At 25.6% G+C, this 16,713-nt stretch carries 13 protein-coding genes, 1 tRNA gene and 1 pseudogene; 1 reads left to right on the forward strand and 14 read right to left on the reverse strand.

Annotated elements, in window-relative coordinates; all coding sequences use genetic code 11:
- Positions 1–31 precede the first annotated feature (31 nt).
- The 7 genes and pseudogenes from BABL1_RS04585 to mnmA all read right to left on the reverse strand — a co-directional run bounded on the left by BABL1_RS04585 (position 32) and on the right by mnmA (position 8,296).
- Complete coding sequence (locus BABL1_RS04585; RefSeq protein WP_023792977.1) at positions 32–1,603, reverse strand: ATP-binding protein; 1,572 nt, start codon at positions 1,601–1,603, stop codon at positions 32–34.
- A gap of 176 nt (positions 1,604–1,779) precedes the next feature.
- On the reverse strand, positions 1,780–2,541 hold the full coding sequence (locus BABL1_RS05310) for a PD-(D/E)XK nuclease domain-containing protein (RefSeq protein ID WP_053335901.1): 762 nt from the start codon (positions 2,539–2,541) through the stop codon (positions 1,780–1,782).
- A 255-nt stretch (positions 2,542–2,796) separates the two neighbouring features.
- A pseudogene (locus BABL1_RS05620) lies at positions 2,797–2,904 on the reverse strand (AAA family ATPase); the annotation flags it as partial.
- Positions 2,897–3,343 (reverse strand): AAA family ATPase, encoded by a 447-nt coding sequence (locus BABL1_RS05315; protein WP_023792978.1) that lies wholly within the window; start codon positions 3,341–3,343, stop codon positions 2,897–2,899. The gene BABL1_RS05315 and the pseudogene BABL1_RS05620, both read right to left, overlap by 8 nt.
- Before the next feature lie 125 nt (positions 3,344–3,468).
- Entirely contained in the window at positions 3,469–5,937 is a 2,469-nt protein-coding gene (mutS, locus tag BABL1_RS04595) for a DNA mismatch repair protein MutS (RefSeq protein WP_023792979.1), read from the reverse strand.
- A gap of 105 nt (positions 5,938–6,042) precedes the next feature.
- Positions 6,043–7,122, reverse strand: a complete 1,080-nt coding sequence (locus BABL1_RS04600; protein WP_023792980.1) for an ankyrin repeat domain-containing protein — start codon at positions 7,120–7,122, stop codon at positions 6,043–6,045.
- Between the two features lie 103 nt (positions 7,123–7,225).
- Entirely contained in the window at positions 7,226–8,296 is a 1,071-nt protein-coding gene (gene mnmA / locus BABL1_RS04605; RefSeq protein WP_023792981.1) for a tRNA 2-thiouridine(34) synthase MnmA, read from the reverse strand.
- Between the two features lie 410 nt (positions 8,297–8,706).
- Here mnmA and argS point away from each other — a divergent pair, with 410 nt between their 5' ends.
- Positions 8,707–10,395: an arginine--tRNA ligase gene (gene argS, locus BABL1_RS04610; protein ID WP_023792982.1), complete on the forward strand. Its 1,689-nt coding sequence runs from the start codon at positions 8,707–8,709 to the stop codon at positions 10,393–10,395.
- 76 nt (positions 10,396–10,471) lie between these two features.
- Here the strand turns inward: argS and BABL1_RS04615 are convergent, their stop codons facing one another.
- The 7 genes from BABL1_RS04615 to BABL1_RS04645 all read right to left on the reverse strand — a co-directional run bounded on the left by BABL1_RS04615 (position 10,472) and on the right by BABL1_RS04645 (position 16,646).
- A complete protein-coding gene (locus tag BABL1_RS04615; protein ID WP_023792983.1) occupies positions 10,472–11,899 on the reverse strand; it encodes an ankyrin repeat domain-containing protein in 1,428 nt (475 codons plus the stop codon).
- Between the two features lie 173 nt (positions 11,900–12,072).
- Positions 12,073–13,182 (reverse strand): methyltransferase, encoded by a 1,110-nt coding sequence (locus tag BABL1_RS04620; protein ID WP_023792985.1) that lies wholly within the window; start codon positions 13,180–13,182, stop codon positions 12,073–12,075.
- A gap of 76 nt (positions 13,183–13,258) precedes the next feature.
- Complete coding sequence (locus BABL1_RS05320) at positions 13,259–13,723, reverse strand: metal-dependent hydrolase (protein WP_023792986.1); 465 nt, start codon at positions 13,721–13,723, stop codon at positions 13,259–13,261.
- 89 nt (positions 13,724–13,812) lie between these two features.
- Positions 13,813–14,304, reverse strand: a complete 492-nt coding sequence (locus tag BABL1_RS04630) for a ribonuclease HI family protein (protein WP_023792987.1) — start codon at positions 14,302–14,304, stop codon at positions 13,813–13,815.
- 14 nt (positions 14,305–14,318) lie between these two features.
- Positions 14,319–15,044: a zinc ribbon domain-containing protein gene (locus BABL1_RS04635; RefSeq protein ID WP_023792989.1), complete on the reverse strand. Its 726-nt coding sequence runs from the start codon at positions 15,042–15,044 to the stop codon at positions 14,319–14,321.
- 54 nt (positions 15,045–15,098) lie between these two features.
- Positions 15,099–15,175, reverse strand: a tRNA-Ile gene (locus BABL1_RS04640).
- Positions 15,176–15,293: 118 nt separating this feature from the next.
- A complete protein-coding gene (locus BABL1_RS04645) occupies positions 15,294–16,646 on the reverse strand; it encodes a phosphohexomutase domain-containing protein (protein ID WP_023792991.1) in 1,353 nt (450 codons plus the stop codon).
- Positions 16,647–16,713 lie beyond the last annotated feature (67 nt).

Consider the following 16,713-nt stretch of genomic DNA (forward strand, 5'->3'; position numbering starts at 1 on the left):
TAATTATTGGTGGCAAAATTAAGATTCTATTTTATCCTAAAATAATATCTTCTGTTATAAAATCCAGTTCTGTTTGATCTTTACTATTGATAAAATTTAAACCAACAAGTAATATTTTTTTATTTTTATCTAAAAATCTGTGATAATATTTTTTATCATTTATTTGTTGAAGAGCTATATCAGCTGATTTATTTAATTTAAATTCAAAAATATAAACATAGTCTTTGGTCTCAAGAGCTAAATCTATTCTTCCATTATTGGTCAATATTTCTGATTGAGATTCTAGAGATAATAAGCTAAATAAAAATTGTAATAGTGCATGATAATAACTTTCTTTTTCTCCTGATATTATTGAGTAAGGGATACTAGAAAATAATATCTCTAACTTATAACAGAATTGAGCTATATCATTATTCTCTAGAGCTTTTATTAATTTAGAGCTTAATAAACTTAATTTATTTTGGCTTACTTTTGATAAAGCTTTGACTAAAAAATTAGTAAAAGAATATTCTACTTCATAATTAGGAAAGCTTAATTTAACTTTATGAGTTACTTTATTATAATCAGAAATGGTTAGATAACCGGTTTGAAATAATAATGTTACAAGTTCTATATCTTCTATATCAAAGTTATCTAAATTATTTATGCTAATTTCAACTTGATCTAAAGTTTCTAAAGAGTAATATTGTTTAGAAATTAAATGAATTAAGAAAGTAGGAGTTCCTGATGTAAACCAGTAATTTGTAATTTCTTGATCATTTAAACTATAAAGAACTGAAAATGGATTATAAACTTTTAAATCTAATTTAGAAAATCTATAACCATTGTAATATTTTTTCAATTCTTTTAATAATTCTTGATTTAATATATTTAATTTATTAGCAAAGTTTTCAATATAAGGCATAAAATATTTAAGTAACTCTTCTTGAGTGTAACCAAGTAATTGAGCAGCTTCAGGTTTAAGTGTAATATCGTTTAAGTTATTAAGACCAGAAAATATAGAGGTCTTTGAAAATCTAGTAACTCCTGTTAAAAGAACAGACCGTAAATTAGCATCTTGACCTTTAATAACACCATAAAAACTTCTTAAAATTTCTCTTTGTTTTTCAGCTTCTTCTATATTATTAAGATGATCAAGTATAGGTTTATCATATTCATCTATTAATATTACTACTTTGTTTATTTTAGATAATTCTTGAATAAGATCATAAAATGCTTCTTCTGGATTTTGATTTTGACCAATATTAATATTATAATGTTGAGCAATATTATTAATATGTTTAACTAGATTTTTTTCCAATTGTTCTGAAGATCTATGAGAAATAACTGAAAAATCTAAATGAATAACAGGATACTCTTGCCAGTTATAATTACTATTGTATATCCAAAGATCCTTAAAAAGCTCTTTATTGCCTAAAAATAGCTCTTTTAAAGTTGAGACTAAAAGAGATTTGCCAAATCTTCTTGGTCGTGATAGAAAATAATATTGTTTATAACCGTTAAAAAGATCGTAAATATGGCTTGTTTTATCTATATATAAAAAGTTGCCTTCTATCATATCTTTAAAGGAACTTATATAAATTGGTAATTTTTTTAAAATCATAATTTCTCAGGGTATAGTAAATTAATGAATAATTTATTTATTATAACTGCTGCAGCTCTTTTAATAATTTAATTGACGTCTTATTAATTTCAGTATAGTAGATAATAGATAAATTATAAAATTAAGGAACTTTTTTTTACTCTTTTCTTTTTTTCTTCTTTTTTATTGAACTGGCGTTAATTAATATCTTCTGCTATAAAATCAAGCTCTGTTTTATCTTTATTATTGATAAAATTTAGACCAACTAGTACTATATTTTTATTTTTATCTAAAAATCTATGATAATACTTTTTATCCTTGATTTGTTCAAGAGCTATTTGAGCTGATTTATTTAATTTAAATTCAAAGATATAAACATAGTTTTTGGTCTCAAGAGCTAAATCGATTCTTCCATTATTAGTCAATATTTCTGATTGAGATTCTAAAGATAATAAACTGAATAAAAATTGTAATAGTGCATGATAATAACTTTCTTTTTCCCCTGATATTATTGAGTAAGGGATGTTTGAAAATAGTATCTCTAACTTATAACAGAATTGAGCTATATCACTATTTTCTAGAGTTTTTATTAATTTAGAGCTTAATAAACTCAATTTATTTTGGGTTACTTTTGACAAAGCTTTGACTAAAAAATTAGTAAAAGAATATTCTACTTCATAATTAGGAAAGCTTAATTTAACTTTATGAGTTACTTTATTATAATCAGAAATGGTTAGATAACCGGTTTGAAATAATAATGTTACAAGTTCTATATCTTCTATATCAAAGTTATCTAAATTATTTATGCTAATTTCAACTTGATCTAAAGTTTCTAAAGAGTAATATTGTTTAGAGATTAAATGAATTAAGAAAGTAGGAGTTCCTGATGTAAACCAGTAATTTGTAATTTCTTGATCATTTAAACTATAAAGAACTGAAAATGGATTATAAACTCTCAAATCTAATTTAGAAAATCTATAACCATTATAATATTTTTTAAGCTCTAATAATAATTCTTGATTAGATATATTTAATTTATTAGCAAAATTTTCAATATAGTGTGTAAAATATTTAAGTAACTCTTCTTGAGTATAGCCAAGTAATTGAGCAGCTTCAGGTTTAAGTGTAATATTGTTTAAATTATTAAGTCCAGAAAATATAGAAGTGTTTGAAAATCTAGTTACTCCGGTTAAAAGAACAGACCGTAAATTAGCATCTTGACCTTTAATAACACCATAAAAGCTTCTTAAAATTTCTCGTTGTTTTTCAGCTTCTTCTATATTGTTAAGATGATCAAGTATAGGCTTATCATATTCATCTATTAATTACTACTTTATTTATCTTAGATAAATTTTCAATTAACTCTTTTAAAGAAGATTCTGGAGTATCATTATATTTTAAGTTAAGGTTGTAATTTGTAGCAATTATATTTAATTCATTATTAATGTTTTTTCTTAATTCTTGAGCAGTTAGATGAGGAATTTGAGAAAAATCTAAATGAATAACAGGATATTCTTGCCATTCATAATCACTATTGTATATCCATAAATCTTTAAAAAGTTTTTTATTGCCTGAAAATAGTTCTTTTAAAGTTGAGACTAAAAGTGATTTTCCAAATCTTCTTGGACGCGATAAAAAATAATACTGAGTGCTATCTTTAAAGAGTTTATAAATATATTCTGTTTTGTCTATATATAAGTAATTATCTTGAATCATCTTTTTAAAATCACTTATATAAATTGGCAGCTTCTTTAATATCATAATATTCTCAACATAATTAACATAAATATTTATATTGATATATTAACAAAAATATTAAGTTACTTAAATATAAACATATTTAATTTAAAAGAGCATAATTTAAATATGCTCTTTATTTTTATACATTAATATATATTATCTTTAATATTCTTATTATTTAAATTATCTAAAATCTCTTGAGCTCTGTTAATTAAACCTTTAGGTAACTGTGCCAATTTAGCTACCTCTAAACCAAAACTCGATTCAGCGATACCGGGTAAAATTTTATGAAGTAAAACTATGCTGCCTTCTGACTTAGTGCTAGCAGCATGATAAAGTACTATATCTTTAAATTTCTTATTAAGCTCTGTAAGTTCATGATAATGTGTAGCAAATAGACATCTTGCTTTTATATTATTATAAATATGCTCAATTACTGCTTGAGCAATAGCAAGACCATCAAAAGTGCTTGTCCCCCGTCCTACTTCATCTAAAATTACTAAACTGTTTTCAGTAGCTTGATTACAAATTAGTGCAGTCTCTTCCATTTCAACTAAGAAAGTACTTTTACCTTCACTTAAATTATCAGACGCACCAATACGTGTAAAAACTCTATCTAAAATAAATAAATTAGCATTTTTGGCAGGAACAAATGAACCTATTTGAGCCATAATGCAAACTAAAGCTACTTGACGTAAATAAGTCGATTTTCCACCCATATTAGGTCCTGTAATAATCCATAGAGTTTGCTCTTGATTAAGTGTAGTTGAGTTTGGTATGAATTTTTCTTTTAAGTTAAACTCAATTACTGGATGTCTTCCATTTTCTATAACAATCTCTTTTTGGCCATTAAATTCTGGTCTTGAATAATTGTTATTATAAGCAACTTGAGATAAAGAAATTAAAGCATCTAGATAAGATAAAGAATAAGATAACTTTTTTAAGTGATTTAAGTACTTTTCAACTTCACGCTTGATTTGTGCAAAAACTTCTTTTTCAATTTCTTCAATATCATTATTTGCTCTACTTATATCATATTCAAGATCTTTTAATTCTTGAGTAGTAAAACGTTCTTTATTGGTTAAAGTTTGAGTTCTTATATAATCATTAGGAATAGAATTAAGATTGGCTTTTGTTACTTCTATACTATAGCCGTAAGCGCCATTATATCTAATTTTTAGAGAATTAATACCGGTTCTTTCCTGTTCTTTTTTCTCAAGCTTAAAAATCTCTTGGGCACCATGCTCTATTAAATTTCTCAAGCGATCTATTTCTTGATTAAAACCCTTTTTTATTAAACGTTGAGTAGTAGTATCGGTATTTATAGAATCTAGTAATAAATTATGAATTTGAGAAAAGTCACTAATTTTAGATCCTATTGCACTTAATAATTTATTATCAATGGCATGAGTTGATAATTCTTGTTTTATTAACGGTACAAATTCCAGGGCTTGAGCTAATAAGATATAGTCATGTAATTGGGCTCGCGATAAAGCAATGCGTCCAATAGTTCTTTCTATATCGCCTATTTTTTGAATATATTTTATTATATTTTCTTTAAAAATTATATTTTGAGTTAAAAATTCTACTGAATCTAATCTTTTTTCTATTAAATCTTTCTTTATTAATGGTCGTGTTATCCACTTTTTAATAGTTCTTGAACCCATAGGGGTAACAGCTTGATCAAGTACTGAAAATAGAGTGTTTTTTGAACTTCCGTCTTTAGAATTTTTAATAAGTTCTAAGTTCTTTTGAGTTGCTGCATCTAATATTAAAAAATCTTCTTGATTATAAATAGATAGAGTCTTTATTTGATTTAATGCTTTTTCGTTATTTCTTTTGAGAAATTTATAAAAAGTTGCTAGCCCATAATTGAAAGCATCAGTGTTTTTTAGATTATCTATATTATTATTTTCTTGATCAAATTGTTCTTTGAACCAAATTTTAGATTCTTGAAGTATAGTAGTTTTTGTATCAAAATTATTTGTAAGTATATCGAAACTTTCAACTGTTACATTACTAAATTGTTTAAAGGTAGAAATATACTTTTTTGCTTCTTTAGTATCAGGAATTACGATTTCGTCAGGCATAAATCTTAGTATCTCAGATTCTATAGATTTAGATGTGTTATCTTCAATAGATGTTATAAATAGTTGTCCCGTTAAAAGTTCTGCAAATATTAATATATTATTTTCGATTGTAGGAAAAAACGTACAAAGATAAGAAGCTGATTTTTCGTCTAAAAGTTTTAAATCAGTTAAAGTTCCAGGAGTAAGAACCTGTGTTATTCCACGTTTTACTATTTTTCCTGCTTTTGGTGTTTCCAGTTGATCGCATACAGCAACTTTAAATCCTGCCTTTACTAATTTAATCAAGTAATGATCTAAAACATGTGTAGGAACACCACAAAGTGGTATAGGGTGGCCATTAGCGTCTGTTCCTCTATGAGTTAATGCCAGCCCTAGATTGGATGAAGCTTTGATTGCATCTTCAAAGAATAATTCATAAAAATCACCCACTTGAAAAAGTAATAATGTATCTGGATGTTCATTTTTTATATCGTAATACTGTTTCATTAATGGCGTGAGATTATTTTTATTTTTGTTGCTGTCCATATTATTTAATCCTGAATTATGTCTTAAATTTGTAATTTTTATTATTCATTAATTTCTACTTAAATATAATATACAACAAAAATAAATATTTTTCTAAGGACTAAATTAGCTATTAATTAAAATTTTTTCAATACGATATAATTTTTTTTGATAGTTTTTTGTAATTTGTTTCTTTTTAATGTACTTATTTTTAGATTTATAAAATATATCTATTGCTTTTTTGCCATTTTTATTTGAAATTTTACTATCAGCTCCATACTGAATTAACATTTCTATGATTCTTAAAGCTAATTTTTTTGCAGCTATCATAAGGGCAGTATAGCCTTTTTGGGAGTCTATTTGATTAATTTTTAGATCTGGCATTTCTAATAATAATTTTAGTATACCTTTATCTTTATTCTTAACAGCTAAATGTAAAGGTGTTACATTAAGAAACTTATTTTCATAATTGATATCTAATTTATGTTTTAAAAGAAGGTCTGTTGTATGTAATTTTTGGCTTGATATCGAATTAGTTAAAAGACTATCTTTTTTAAAGTCTTTCACATTTAAATTAGAATTAGATTTTATTAATGCTGATGCCAATTTAGAATAACCTAGCTTTACTGCATGAATTAATGCATTCTGAGCATAATCATCTTGGATATCTATATTAACTCCTACTTGTTTGATATGTAAAATAATATTTTTAAGTAATTTTTTATTTTCTATGTAGTAAAAATTTCTTAAGATGTTATCCATAATTATTTTGTCTAATTCATTAATTCTTTTTATGTCTTCTTTATGTAGAATGGATTGTTCGTTAAATGTTTGTCTTTCTTCTATTTGTTTATATAAATAAAGATAATTCTTAATTGTTTTTATTATTACTTCCACGTCGGAATTTCTAATTCCGATGAATTGTTCTAAGAAATTTTTATTCTGGCTTAATTTATAAAATACTGTATTTAAATGTCTTGCCTTTAAGTACGCTTTAATAACATCTTTATGAGATTTTGTGGAGTAAAAATTGCCTAAATGTATAATGGTCCTCATAATTTTATCAAGGATTTCTTCAGGAAGCATGGTAAACTCTAACTCAGTAGATGTTTCATATTTACTTTTATCCTTAAGTGTTCTCTGAGAAGCATAGGCCAGATTTATATTTATTATACTTAAAATTATTAATATAATTGAATAGTTCATATATTTTTACCCTAATTTGCAGATTCTTACTACTTATAATACTAAGACCAAATTGAAATAATGTCAAGTTGAAAATAATAATTTAAAAAATTTAGACATTTTTCTAATTGCTTATTATTCCGCTTAGTATACAAATATTGTCATCATATATTACTGCAAATTGTCCAGGGGCTATTCCTTGATCATTATGATCAAGTATTATTTGATACTTATCATTATCTATTTGAGTTAAAGAAGCATAATTGAATTTTGGACCATGTCTTAATTTAATTTTTAATTTTTTATTAAATATATCTTGATTAGGCTTATTAATGAGCCAGTTACAGGATTCGATTATTAAATTATCTCTTTTTTTATCATTAGAGTAATAATTTGATGAGATGTATACGATATTATTTTTTATATCTTTAGAAACTACATACCAAGGTCCATGCGATAAACCTATACCTTGACGTTGTCCTAGAGTATAAAACCAAAAACCGTTATGAGTGCCCAGTTTTTTTCCTGTTTCAAATTCTATTAAATTTCCTTTTTTTTCACCTAAATGAGCTTTAATAAAGTCATTAAATTTAAGCTTTCCTAAGAAGCATATTCCTTGACTATCTTTACGATTCATATTTGGTAAATTATATTGTTGAGCCAAAGCTCGAACTTCATCTTTTGATAGATGGCCTATTGGAAAAAGAGCTCTTGAAATTTGTTCCTCATTAAGCTGAGCTAGAAAGTAAGTTTGATCTTTTATTTCATCTTTAGAGCATTTTAATAGAGTTTGATTATCTATTCTTTCAATTTGGGCATAGTGACCTGTTGCAACAAAATCGAAGCTGCTGTCTATTTTTGATAGAAATGCACCGAATTTAACTTTTTGATTACATAATACATCCGGATTAGGCGTTCTGCCAGATTTTATTTCTTGAGTTGTATAACCTACTACTTCTTTAAAATATTCTTTTTGTAAAGATAGAATATTAAGTTTTATATCAAGTTGTTTGCAAACAGCTTCTACGTAGGATAAATCTTCTTCCCATGGACAGTTGCCTAAATAAGCAAGTTCATCTTCTAACCAGATTTTTAGGTAAAAAGCCTCTAAGGCTTTTTTGCCATATTGTTCTTTCAGTAGAGCTAATGCTACAGAACTATCTACTCCACCTGATAATAGTACAGCTATTTTCATTTTTTTTATGTTATCCTAATACTATATTTATATAAAATATTTTCTAATTTTTAATTATTCTATTTTTAGTTCAATTTTAATTATACAATAATAACACCATTTTATCAAAATTTATTTTTATAATAGTTTGACTTTATGCTTCAAATAAATATATTCTAATAAATTTTGCATCAAAAAAACTATTCTATTGCTAATTGTCTAAAAAATTTTATATTAATATTTATATAAGATAAAGTTACTTCAGCGCCTGATAGTAGTTACCTTTGACTTTAATAAGTACTCCTAAAAACAAAGTCAAAACAACCGATATCTACTAAGGGCGCTGGCCATTATTTATAGCTTTTATAAAATACCATAGTGTGTTATTCTTAATGTAATTAAAATTATTATTAAAAATTTAAGGGCCCATTATGGATATAATTTCGCAAATAAAAAATACTCTTTATAGTTATATAGAATCTAATTATTCCTTTGATATTAATTCTTTGTCACATTTAGACACCTCTTTAAATGTTGATGTTTCTAAGCAGCAATTTGGTGACATTACTACTAACGTTGCACTTTTAATTTCAAAGCAATTAAAGCGAGATCCTAAATCTATTGCACAAGATATCAAAAATAATTTTAAAAATAAACATATTGATCATATAGATATAGCAGGACCTGGTTTTATTAATATATTTTTGACTTTAGATACAATCAAAGAGTTAGCTCATGATATGTTTATTAAAGATCAAGACTTTTTTAAATCTAAGTCTATACATGAAAATTATTTAGAAACTGAGTTGGATTTTTCTCTTGAATTTGTTAGTGCAAATCCTACAGGGCCTTTGCATATTGGTCATGGACGTGGTGGTATAATTGGAGATGTTCTATCTAATATTTTGAAATTTTTGTCAAATAAAGTTACCAAAGAATTTTATATAAATGATGCTGGAAATCAAATAGAAAAACTTGGTCAATCTTTTAAAATTCGTTGTTTACAGCAAGTAGGAGTTCAGATTGAATTGCCTGACGATGCTTATCATGGAGAATATTTAATCGATTTGGCAAAAAAGTGCGTTAAAGAATATAATCTAAAAACTCAAGAAGATATTGAAAGCAAAGATCTTGCTTTTTTTAGTATATACGCAAAAGATTTTTTACTTAATAAGATAGAAAAAACGCTAGAACAGTATGGTATTAATTATGACGTTTGGTTTTCAGAAAAAACTTTACATCACGATAATTCTATAGAGCTCTCTATTGAAAAACTAGAAAAGCAAAATTATATATATAAAAAAGATGAAGCTTTATGGTTTAAATCCACTGCGTTTGGTGATGATAAGGATCGTGTAGTTAAAAAATCTTCAGGTGAATATACTTATGTTGCTGCTGATATTGCTTATTTAGAGAATAAAATTGCAAGAGGTGCTAGTAAAATTATTATGATTCTTGGTCAAGATCATCATAGCTATGTCAATAGATTAAAAGGCCTAATGGAAGCCTTAGGTTATAATCCTGATGATCTAACTGTTATACTTTATCAATTGGTTACTATAAAACAAAGTGGTGAAACACTAAGGCTTTCAAAGAGAGCTGGAAGAATTGTAACTCTTGAAGATGTAATTAATTTAGTAGGAAGTGATGTTGCTCGTTTCTTTTATTTAAATAAAAAAGCAGATGCTCATTTAGATTTTGATTTAGATTTGGCACTAAAACAGACTGATGAAAATCCCGTATATTATGTTCAGTATGCTTATGTTCGTACTATAAGTATACTGAATAAAGCTCAAGAAGAGTTAAAAACTTGTAATGAAAATGCAATAAGTTTTGATGATTATAAGTTTTTATCAGAATCTGAACGATTTTTAATTAAAAAGATAGCATATTTAAAAGATTTACTTGAATCTATTTCAACTAATTATCAAGTTCATCTTTTGACTTACTATGTTTTAGAGTTAGCTCAACTGTTTCATAGTTATTATGGTAGTAATAAAGTCATAAATAAAGATAATATCGAGCAAACTCGTGGTAGATTATTTTTTATTATGCTATTGAAAAGAACGTTAAATACCTGTTTCAAATTGCTAGGTATTAGTGCGCCAGAGCATATGTAATTTTAAGTTTAATAGTATTTATTATCCCTAGGCCATCCGTTTAGGGATATAATTTAAGATTCTAATATACGATGTGCTAATTATTAATTTCATTTATTTGATCCTCTATTGATTTTATCACTATGTTGATTTCGTTGAGCAAAATTTTAACTATATATTGATTGTTCGATTTTTTGATATTATTTAATATTTCCTGGTGACGTTTTTTAGCTATATCTAGAGCTGTTTCTCCTTCATTATTTTTCAGGAGTATGTTAGCGCCTCTTGTTAAAAGTAGCTTAAATATGTCTAAATTATTGTTTATAATAATGTACATTAAAGGAGTATATCCTTCATTATTTTGTATATTTATATTAGCACCTTTATCTAAAAGCAAATTAACTATATCTGGACATATCTTATAAGCGTAGATTAAAGCAGAGTCACCATAATCATTTTGAGCATTAATATCAGCACCTTTTTCTAAGAGAGACTTAATTAATCCTGAGCAACTTTTGCGCGTAGCTAATATTAAAGGAGTATTACCCGTTTTATCCCTAGTGTTAACGTTTGCTTTATACTCCAAGAGCAATTCTCCTATATTATTATGACGACACCATGCAGCCAGGATTAAAGCTGTATCTTGGTTGCTGTCTTGAGTATTAACATTGGCGCCTTGTTCTAAAAGCAATTTAACAGTATCATACTGACCTAATTTAACAGCAGCCATCAAAGCCGTAGAATTATTAATATCTTTAATATTAATATCGGCGCCCTTAGCTAAGAGTAAATTAACTATATTGGCATAATTATAATAAGAAGCTATCCTTAAAGCATTATTATTATAATTATTTTGAGAGTTAACATTTGCTCCTAGTGCAATTAATACCTCAATTATACTTATATCTTCTAGATAAATGGCTTGCATCAAAGTAGTAGAACCTTCTTTATCTTTAGTATTAGGATTTGCGCCTAGTTTTATTAATTCAATTACCTCTTTTTTTAATCTACTTTTAAGATTGAGTATAGTGTCTTGATAAATTACCTGAGAAAGCGTCTTAGGAACATCAATTTCATCTAAAAGTGTTGTTAGTTTTAAATCTATAAGCTCTTGATTGAAATGTTCTTGAGAATTAATTTTGTTTATATTGAATTTAATTTTATCTATCAAATAAACAAATCTTTTCTTTCTATATACACTGAGTTCGTTTATTAAATACTTTTCTTGATAGGTTTTAAATGCATTATAAAATTTTTGACAAGTTGCACGTATAGTAACCTTAAAAACTATGCTTTTTATATGGCTATTAATGTTATCTTCAGTAATATTAAATATATCTTCTTGATCGTTAAAGTGATCTTGTATTGTAAAACCAAAGAAAATTATAATTAACTCAAATGGCAAATCCTTAATGCTTAAAGTTTTATTAGGATTCTCATAACTGTTTTGGTACATCTCCATAGGATTAATATTGCTATTGAGAAATATGCTTATTATTAATGTTATTAAATACTTTATTTTCATTTTATTTTTTAAGTTAAATTAATTAAGATCTTCTGAAGTAAAATCAAGCTCAGTCTTTTGCTGATTATTAAAATTAACGTCAAACTGAATGAATTTGTTAATCATTAAAAGATAGTTGTAATAATGGTATGCAATCATAAAGATTCGTAATAAACTTATTCATATTCACTATATTATTTTTTATGAACTTCTAAAATAGAAAGCATAGAATTTTCTAAATTATGAATTTTTATTAATTTTAAATTAGCCTTTTGAAGGATTTTTTCAAATTCATTTTTAGTTCTTTCTTTTCCACCAAATAAAACCATCATTTCAAAATCAACATCTTTTGAAATATGATAATTATTTGTGTCATCCATAATCGAATCTAAAATATATAATTTACTCTCTTTGGACATTGTTTTTTGAATTTGACTTAAAATTTTAATAGAATTCTCATCATTCCAGTCATGCAAAATTCTTTTTAAGATGTATATGTCTTTATTAGGAGGAATTACATTTTTTTCAAAAAAACTACCTTGTATAAATTTTATGTTTTTTAAATCTATTAAATTTTTTTGATCATTAGTAAGTGGAGTATAGTCAAATAAAATAGCTTCTTTTATGTTGACATTTATTGCTATAATTTCTAATAAAAGATTACCAACTCCTCCACCAATATCTACAATAGAATATGCTTTTTTATTCTTAAAAAAATATGCAATAATTAAATTTTCATTATTAGAAATATCATTCATTCCTCTATTAAATTGATCCTGATCAAAGGGATTTTTTTTAATTGAGTCAAAATAACTTTCTCCAAATAATATATTAAAAGAAGTAGTGCCTGTTTTTATCGTTTCAGGTAATTTGCTATATGAATTCCATCTATGGGGATTTCCTTCCATTTCAAAAAAATTACATAACGTTTCGGGGTGATCTGTTCTTAAATATTGGCCAATTTCAGTTAAGATAAATTCATCATTACCATTTTTATGAACAATTCCATGACCGCTTAACATTCTTAATAACCTATAAAGCATACTTTGATTAACATTTAATTTATTAGCAAAATTATTATCAATTTTTTGAGGACTTTTTAAATGATCCGCAAGTTTTAATTGAGCAAAAACTTGAATAGCACGAGAAAGTAAAAAACCACATGACATTTGCATTAATTTGGAGCGATTAAAACTAGGATCAATATAATTACGTGTTTGTTGAAAGTTAAATAATCTTATATTTAAGCCAATAGAAATAAATAATAAAATCAAAATTAAACTAAATAAATATTTAAGTACCATAAAATTCCTTATTTTTCTTTTGTATTTTGCAATCAATTAATTTAGTTTAAAATTATTTGCAAGATTATTTGTCTACTTATTTTGAAAACTTTATTATTCCTAAATCTAGTGCTATATGTGTTTTGATACCAATTGCAAAAAATATAGCATTGCTGATTATAAACCATTCATAATCAGGTAATTTATAGATAAGAATTTTAGATGTAATAAATACTAGAGCCATTAAAAACCATAAATTGTGAAATAGACCTCTATGTTTTACAAGTAAAGGCATAAAAGAGAATATTGAAATTCCAATAGCTGTATTATAGTTTTTAAACAATGTAGAAATAATAACACCAAAGAGAAATATTAAAGAAAATAACTTTTGCCCCTTGCTTTTTATATCTATATCTGGAAACATTGATCCGGCAACTATTGATAGTAACCAGCTTATTGCGTGATTTAAATCAAATATAGGCTTTCCGTACACTATAAAAGTAAATAATATTATATAATAACAAACAATTGCTGCAGAAATATGTGTTTTATAATTAGGCATCTTAATATGAGTTAAAAATTATTAATTTTTTAAAATACTATAATAAAATAACTACTTTAAAAAATAAGTAAAGTTTTAAATTATTAAGATTATATTGTAAATTTTAATTTTTCTTTTAAATCAAGAGGAATATCTATTTTTTGATCAATTGCTTGATTTGCTAATTTGTCAGCAGTTTGATTATTATTCCTAAGTACATGTCTGATTTTATAATTTAAATTATCCAGTATTTCTTTTATATGTATATATAATTTTTTTAATTCAGGATTAGATATTTTATATTGACCAGAAATTTGTCTGACTAAAAGTTCCGAATCGGATATTATTTCAAGTTGATCTTCGGTTTTTATATATTTGCTTATAAATAATAAGCCTAAAAGAAGTGCTAAATATTCGGCTTGATTATTTGTTTTGATGCCTAAATAACAACCTGTTTTTAAGAAATCTTCTTTATTTTTAGTTATATATATTCCAGCTCCAGATAGACCAGGATTATTTCTGGAAGCTCCATCGACATATAATTCAAAATTAGATCTTTGACTACAGTCGGTTATATTGCTAAAAATAGAAAGTTGTTTCATAGTTAAATTTATACTTAAGATTCAGGACTTGCCGATGTAGCATAGAGTAATCTATAGCAATTTTGGCATCTTGTTAATTGATTTGTTTTTATTTTGATTATTTCATGAGGAGTTATTTCATAAAAACATACAGGGCAGTTATTGCTTTTTACTTTAACGACAGGATTATGTACATTTTCTTTCATAGAATTATAGTGAACAAATGCTTCTGGTGTTTGATTGCTTACTGAAATTTCTAATTTTTGTTTATCTTTATTTAGTTCTTCTATTTGTTTATCAAGATAATTTATCCTTGTCTCAAAGCTTTTGATATCTTTTATTAAATTCTCTTTTTTGTCTTTGGCATTTACAATTGTTTGATCGTATAAATTTTGGTTTTCTTCTAATTGAGGCCATAGATTAAAAAGTTCTGTTTCTATTTGATCTTTAGAGCTTTTAATAGCTTCTATTTCTTGTTCTAAAGAGTAATATTCTCGTGTGGTAGAAGCATTATTAATTTTTTTGCTTTTTATTGCAAATTGATTGTCTAGAGACTTAAGCTCTAACTCAAGTTCAGAATTGGCTCTTTTTAAATATAATACAGTGCGATGCAAAGATTCTATATCTTTTTGTATATTTTCTATATCTAATTCTATGTTCTCTATTTGAGTTTTAAGATTTGCTTTTTCACGAGATAATTGATAAATTTCTTTGTCAACTTCTACTAATTTGATAAACTGATTAAATTCAGATTGGTTCATTCAGAATCTTTTTTTTTAGATATTTTTAAAATCTTCTGCAATGTAACTAAAAAATGGTGGGCCCACCAGGACTTGAACCTGGGACCTCTCGGTTATGAGCCGATTGCTCTGACCAACTGAGCTATGGGCCCACTTTTTAGTTTATGTACTTAAACATCTCTTAATATCTTATGCTGATGTACACAAATTAATATATAATAATTTTTTATCTTTGTGAAGTAATTTTTTAAAATTTATTAAATTCTTTTTTTAATTTAGCTTATTAAGTTGATTTATATTGCTGGTTAATATTTTGCTATCTATATGATCTCTAAAAATATTAATAAAATCATTTTTTACTTTTTCCAGTCCTTCCAAAGTTTTGGATTCGCACTTAATAGATATTATTGAATTATTTAAACTTTTTAATTTAGCATTACCATAAGGCAATATAGCCTGAATACCGTTATTTTTTGATAAAGTTATGTCGGTTTTTGCTGCAAAAAAGCGATAAGTATTTTCTATTAATTTATCTGCGATATCTTTACTATTGCAGTCTATTTTTATTTCTGGAATGTTATAGAAATGTGGAAGTTCTAATAATAAATATTCTAAATTTTTTTGGTTTTTATATAGTATATCCATTAATCTTAAAGCAGAATAAAGAGCATCACTATAACCAAAGTAATTATCTTGAAAGTAGAATTGGCCTGTAGAATCTGCTGCAAATGGCGAATTTAAAGACTTCATTTCATCAGTTATATCAATAGTGCTATTATTTACTCTTTTATAATTTGCTTTTAAATTAGTTATTAGTTCATCTAAAAACAATGAGCATTCAGTATCATATATTATTGTAGTATTAGGATTTTTATTAATAATATCCTTTGAATAAATGGCAATAAGTTTATCAGAATCTATTATACTGTTATCTGCATGTACTATTAATCTTTTACAGCTATTTTTTAAGCTTAAATTTAGATCAACATTATAATCGATTGATTGTAAATTATCTTGATCAGTCTCTGAGGCAATTTTGATGGTGTTTAATTTTATCTTTTGAAACAGATCTGAAACTATATTTTGAGGAATGTCACTTGAGCAGTTTATATTAATTTTTTGATTAAAATCTTGAAGATAATTAAATTTATGAGCTAACCAATCGATATATCGTTCAACCATGGAATGATGTTTTTCCGATCCTTTAATAAAAGATTTATAAATTTTTTGGTTATAAAATATATTGCTGATCAGTTCTATTTCTTTTCCCCAGACTAATTCTTTATTTAAGTAAATTTTTATTATATTGCTATTATTTAATTGAGTAGAGCTTGATGTTATCATTAGGCTTGCTTGAACTGGTAATATATTTAAAGAAAAGTGTATTATAGGATTTGTACAGGCGCCGAGTATAATTACATTGAGTCCGGTATCAGTTAAAGCACGGGATAGTTCTTGTTCTATAAATGCTGAATTTTTGCAGTTATCTCTTCCAATAATGACAGTTTTAACTGAATCTGAATATCTAGTGAAATAATAAGCAAATGCTTGTCCTAATGTGTAAATTTCTTCTTGAAATATGTTGCAGTTTATATCATATTTTCTAAATATCGAGCTGTGCATATTAGACCTTTTTTTTAATGTATTTATGAAACAATCATTTGATATGAATTTTATTAAACAAAATTTT

Origin of the sequence: Candidatus Babela massiliensis (genome assembly GCF_000513475.1) — a bacterium.
Classification (GTDB): Bacteria; Babelota; Babeliae; order Babelales; family Babelaceae; genus Babela; species Babela massiliensis.

Coding starts and splice junctions, on each gene's coding strand:
- BABL1_RS04585 (WP_023792977.1), bottom strand. CDS start 1,603: ATGATTTTAAAAAAATTACCAATTTATATAAGTTCCTTTAAAGATATG.
- argS (WP_023792982.1), top strand. CDS start 8,707: ATGGATATAATTTCGCAAATAAAAAATACTCTTTATAGTTATATAGAA.
- BABL1_RS04630 (WP_023792987.1), bottom strand. CDS start 14,304: ATGAAACAACTTTCTATTTTTAGCAATATAACCGACTGTAGTCAAAGA.
- mutS (WP_023792979.1), bottom strand. CDS start 5,937: ATGGACAGCAACAAAAATAAAAATAATCTCACGCCATTAATGAAACAG.
- BABL1_RS05315 (WP_023792978.1), bottom strand. CDS start 3,343: ATGATATTAAAGAAGCTGCCAATTTATATAAGTGATTTTAAAAAGATG.
- BABL1_RS05320 (WP_023792986.1), bottom strand. CDS start 13,723: ATGCCTAATTATAAAACACATATTTCTGCAGCAATTGTTTGTTATTAT.
- mnmA (WP_023792981.1), bottom strand. CDS start 8,296: ATGAAAATAGCTGTACTATTATCAGGTGGAGTAGATAGTTCTGTAGCA.
- BABL1_RS04600 (WP_023792980.1), bottom strand. CDS start 7,122: ATGAACTATTCAATTATATTAATAATTTTAAGTATAATAAATATAAAT.
- BABL1_RS04645 (WP_023792991.1), bottom strand. CDS start 16,646: ATGCACAGCTCGATATTTAGAAAATATGATATAAACTGCAACATATTT.
- BABL1_RS04615 (WP_023792983.1), bottom strand. CDS start 11,899: ATGAAAATAAAGTATTTAATAACATTAATAATAAGCATATTTCTCAAT.
- BABL1_RS04620 (WP_023792985.1), bottom strand. CDS start 13,182: ATGGTACTTAAATATTTATTTAGTTTAATTTTGATTTTATTATTTATT.
- BABL1_RS04635 (WP_023792989.1), bottom strand. CDS start 15,044: ATGAACCAATCTGAATTTAATCAGTTTATCAAATTAGTAGAAGTTGAC.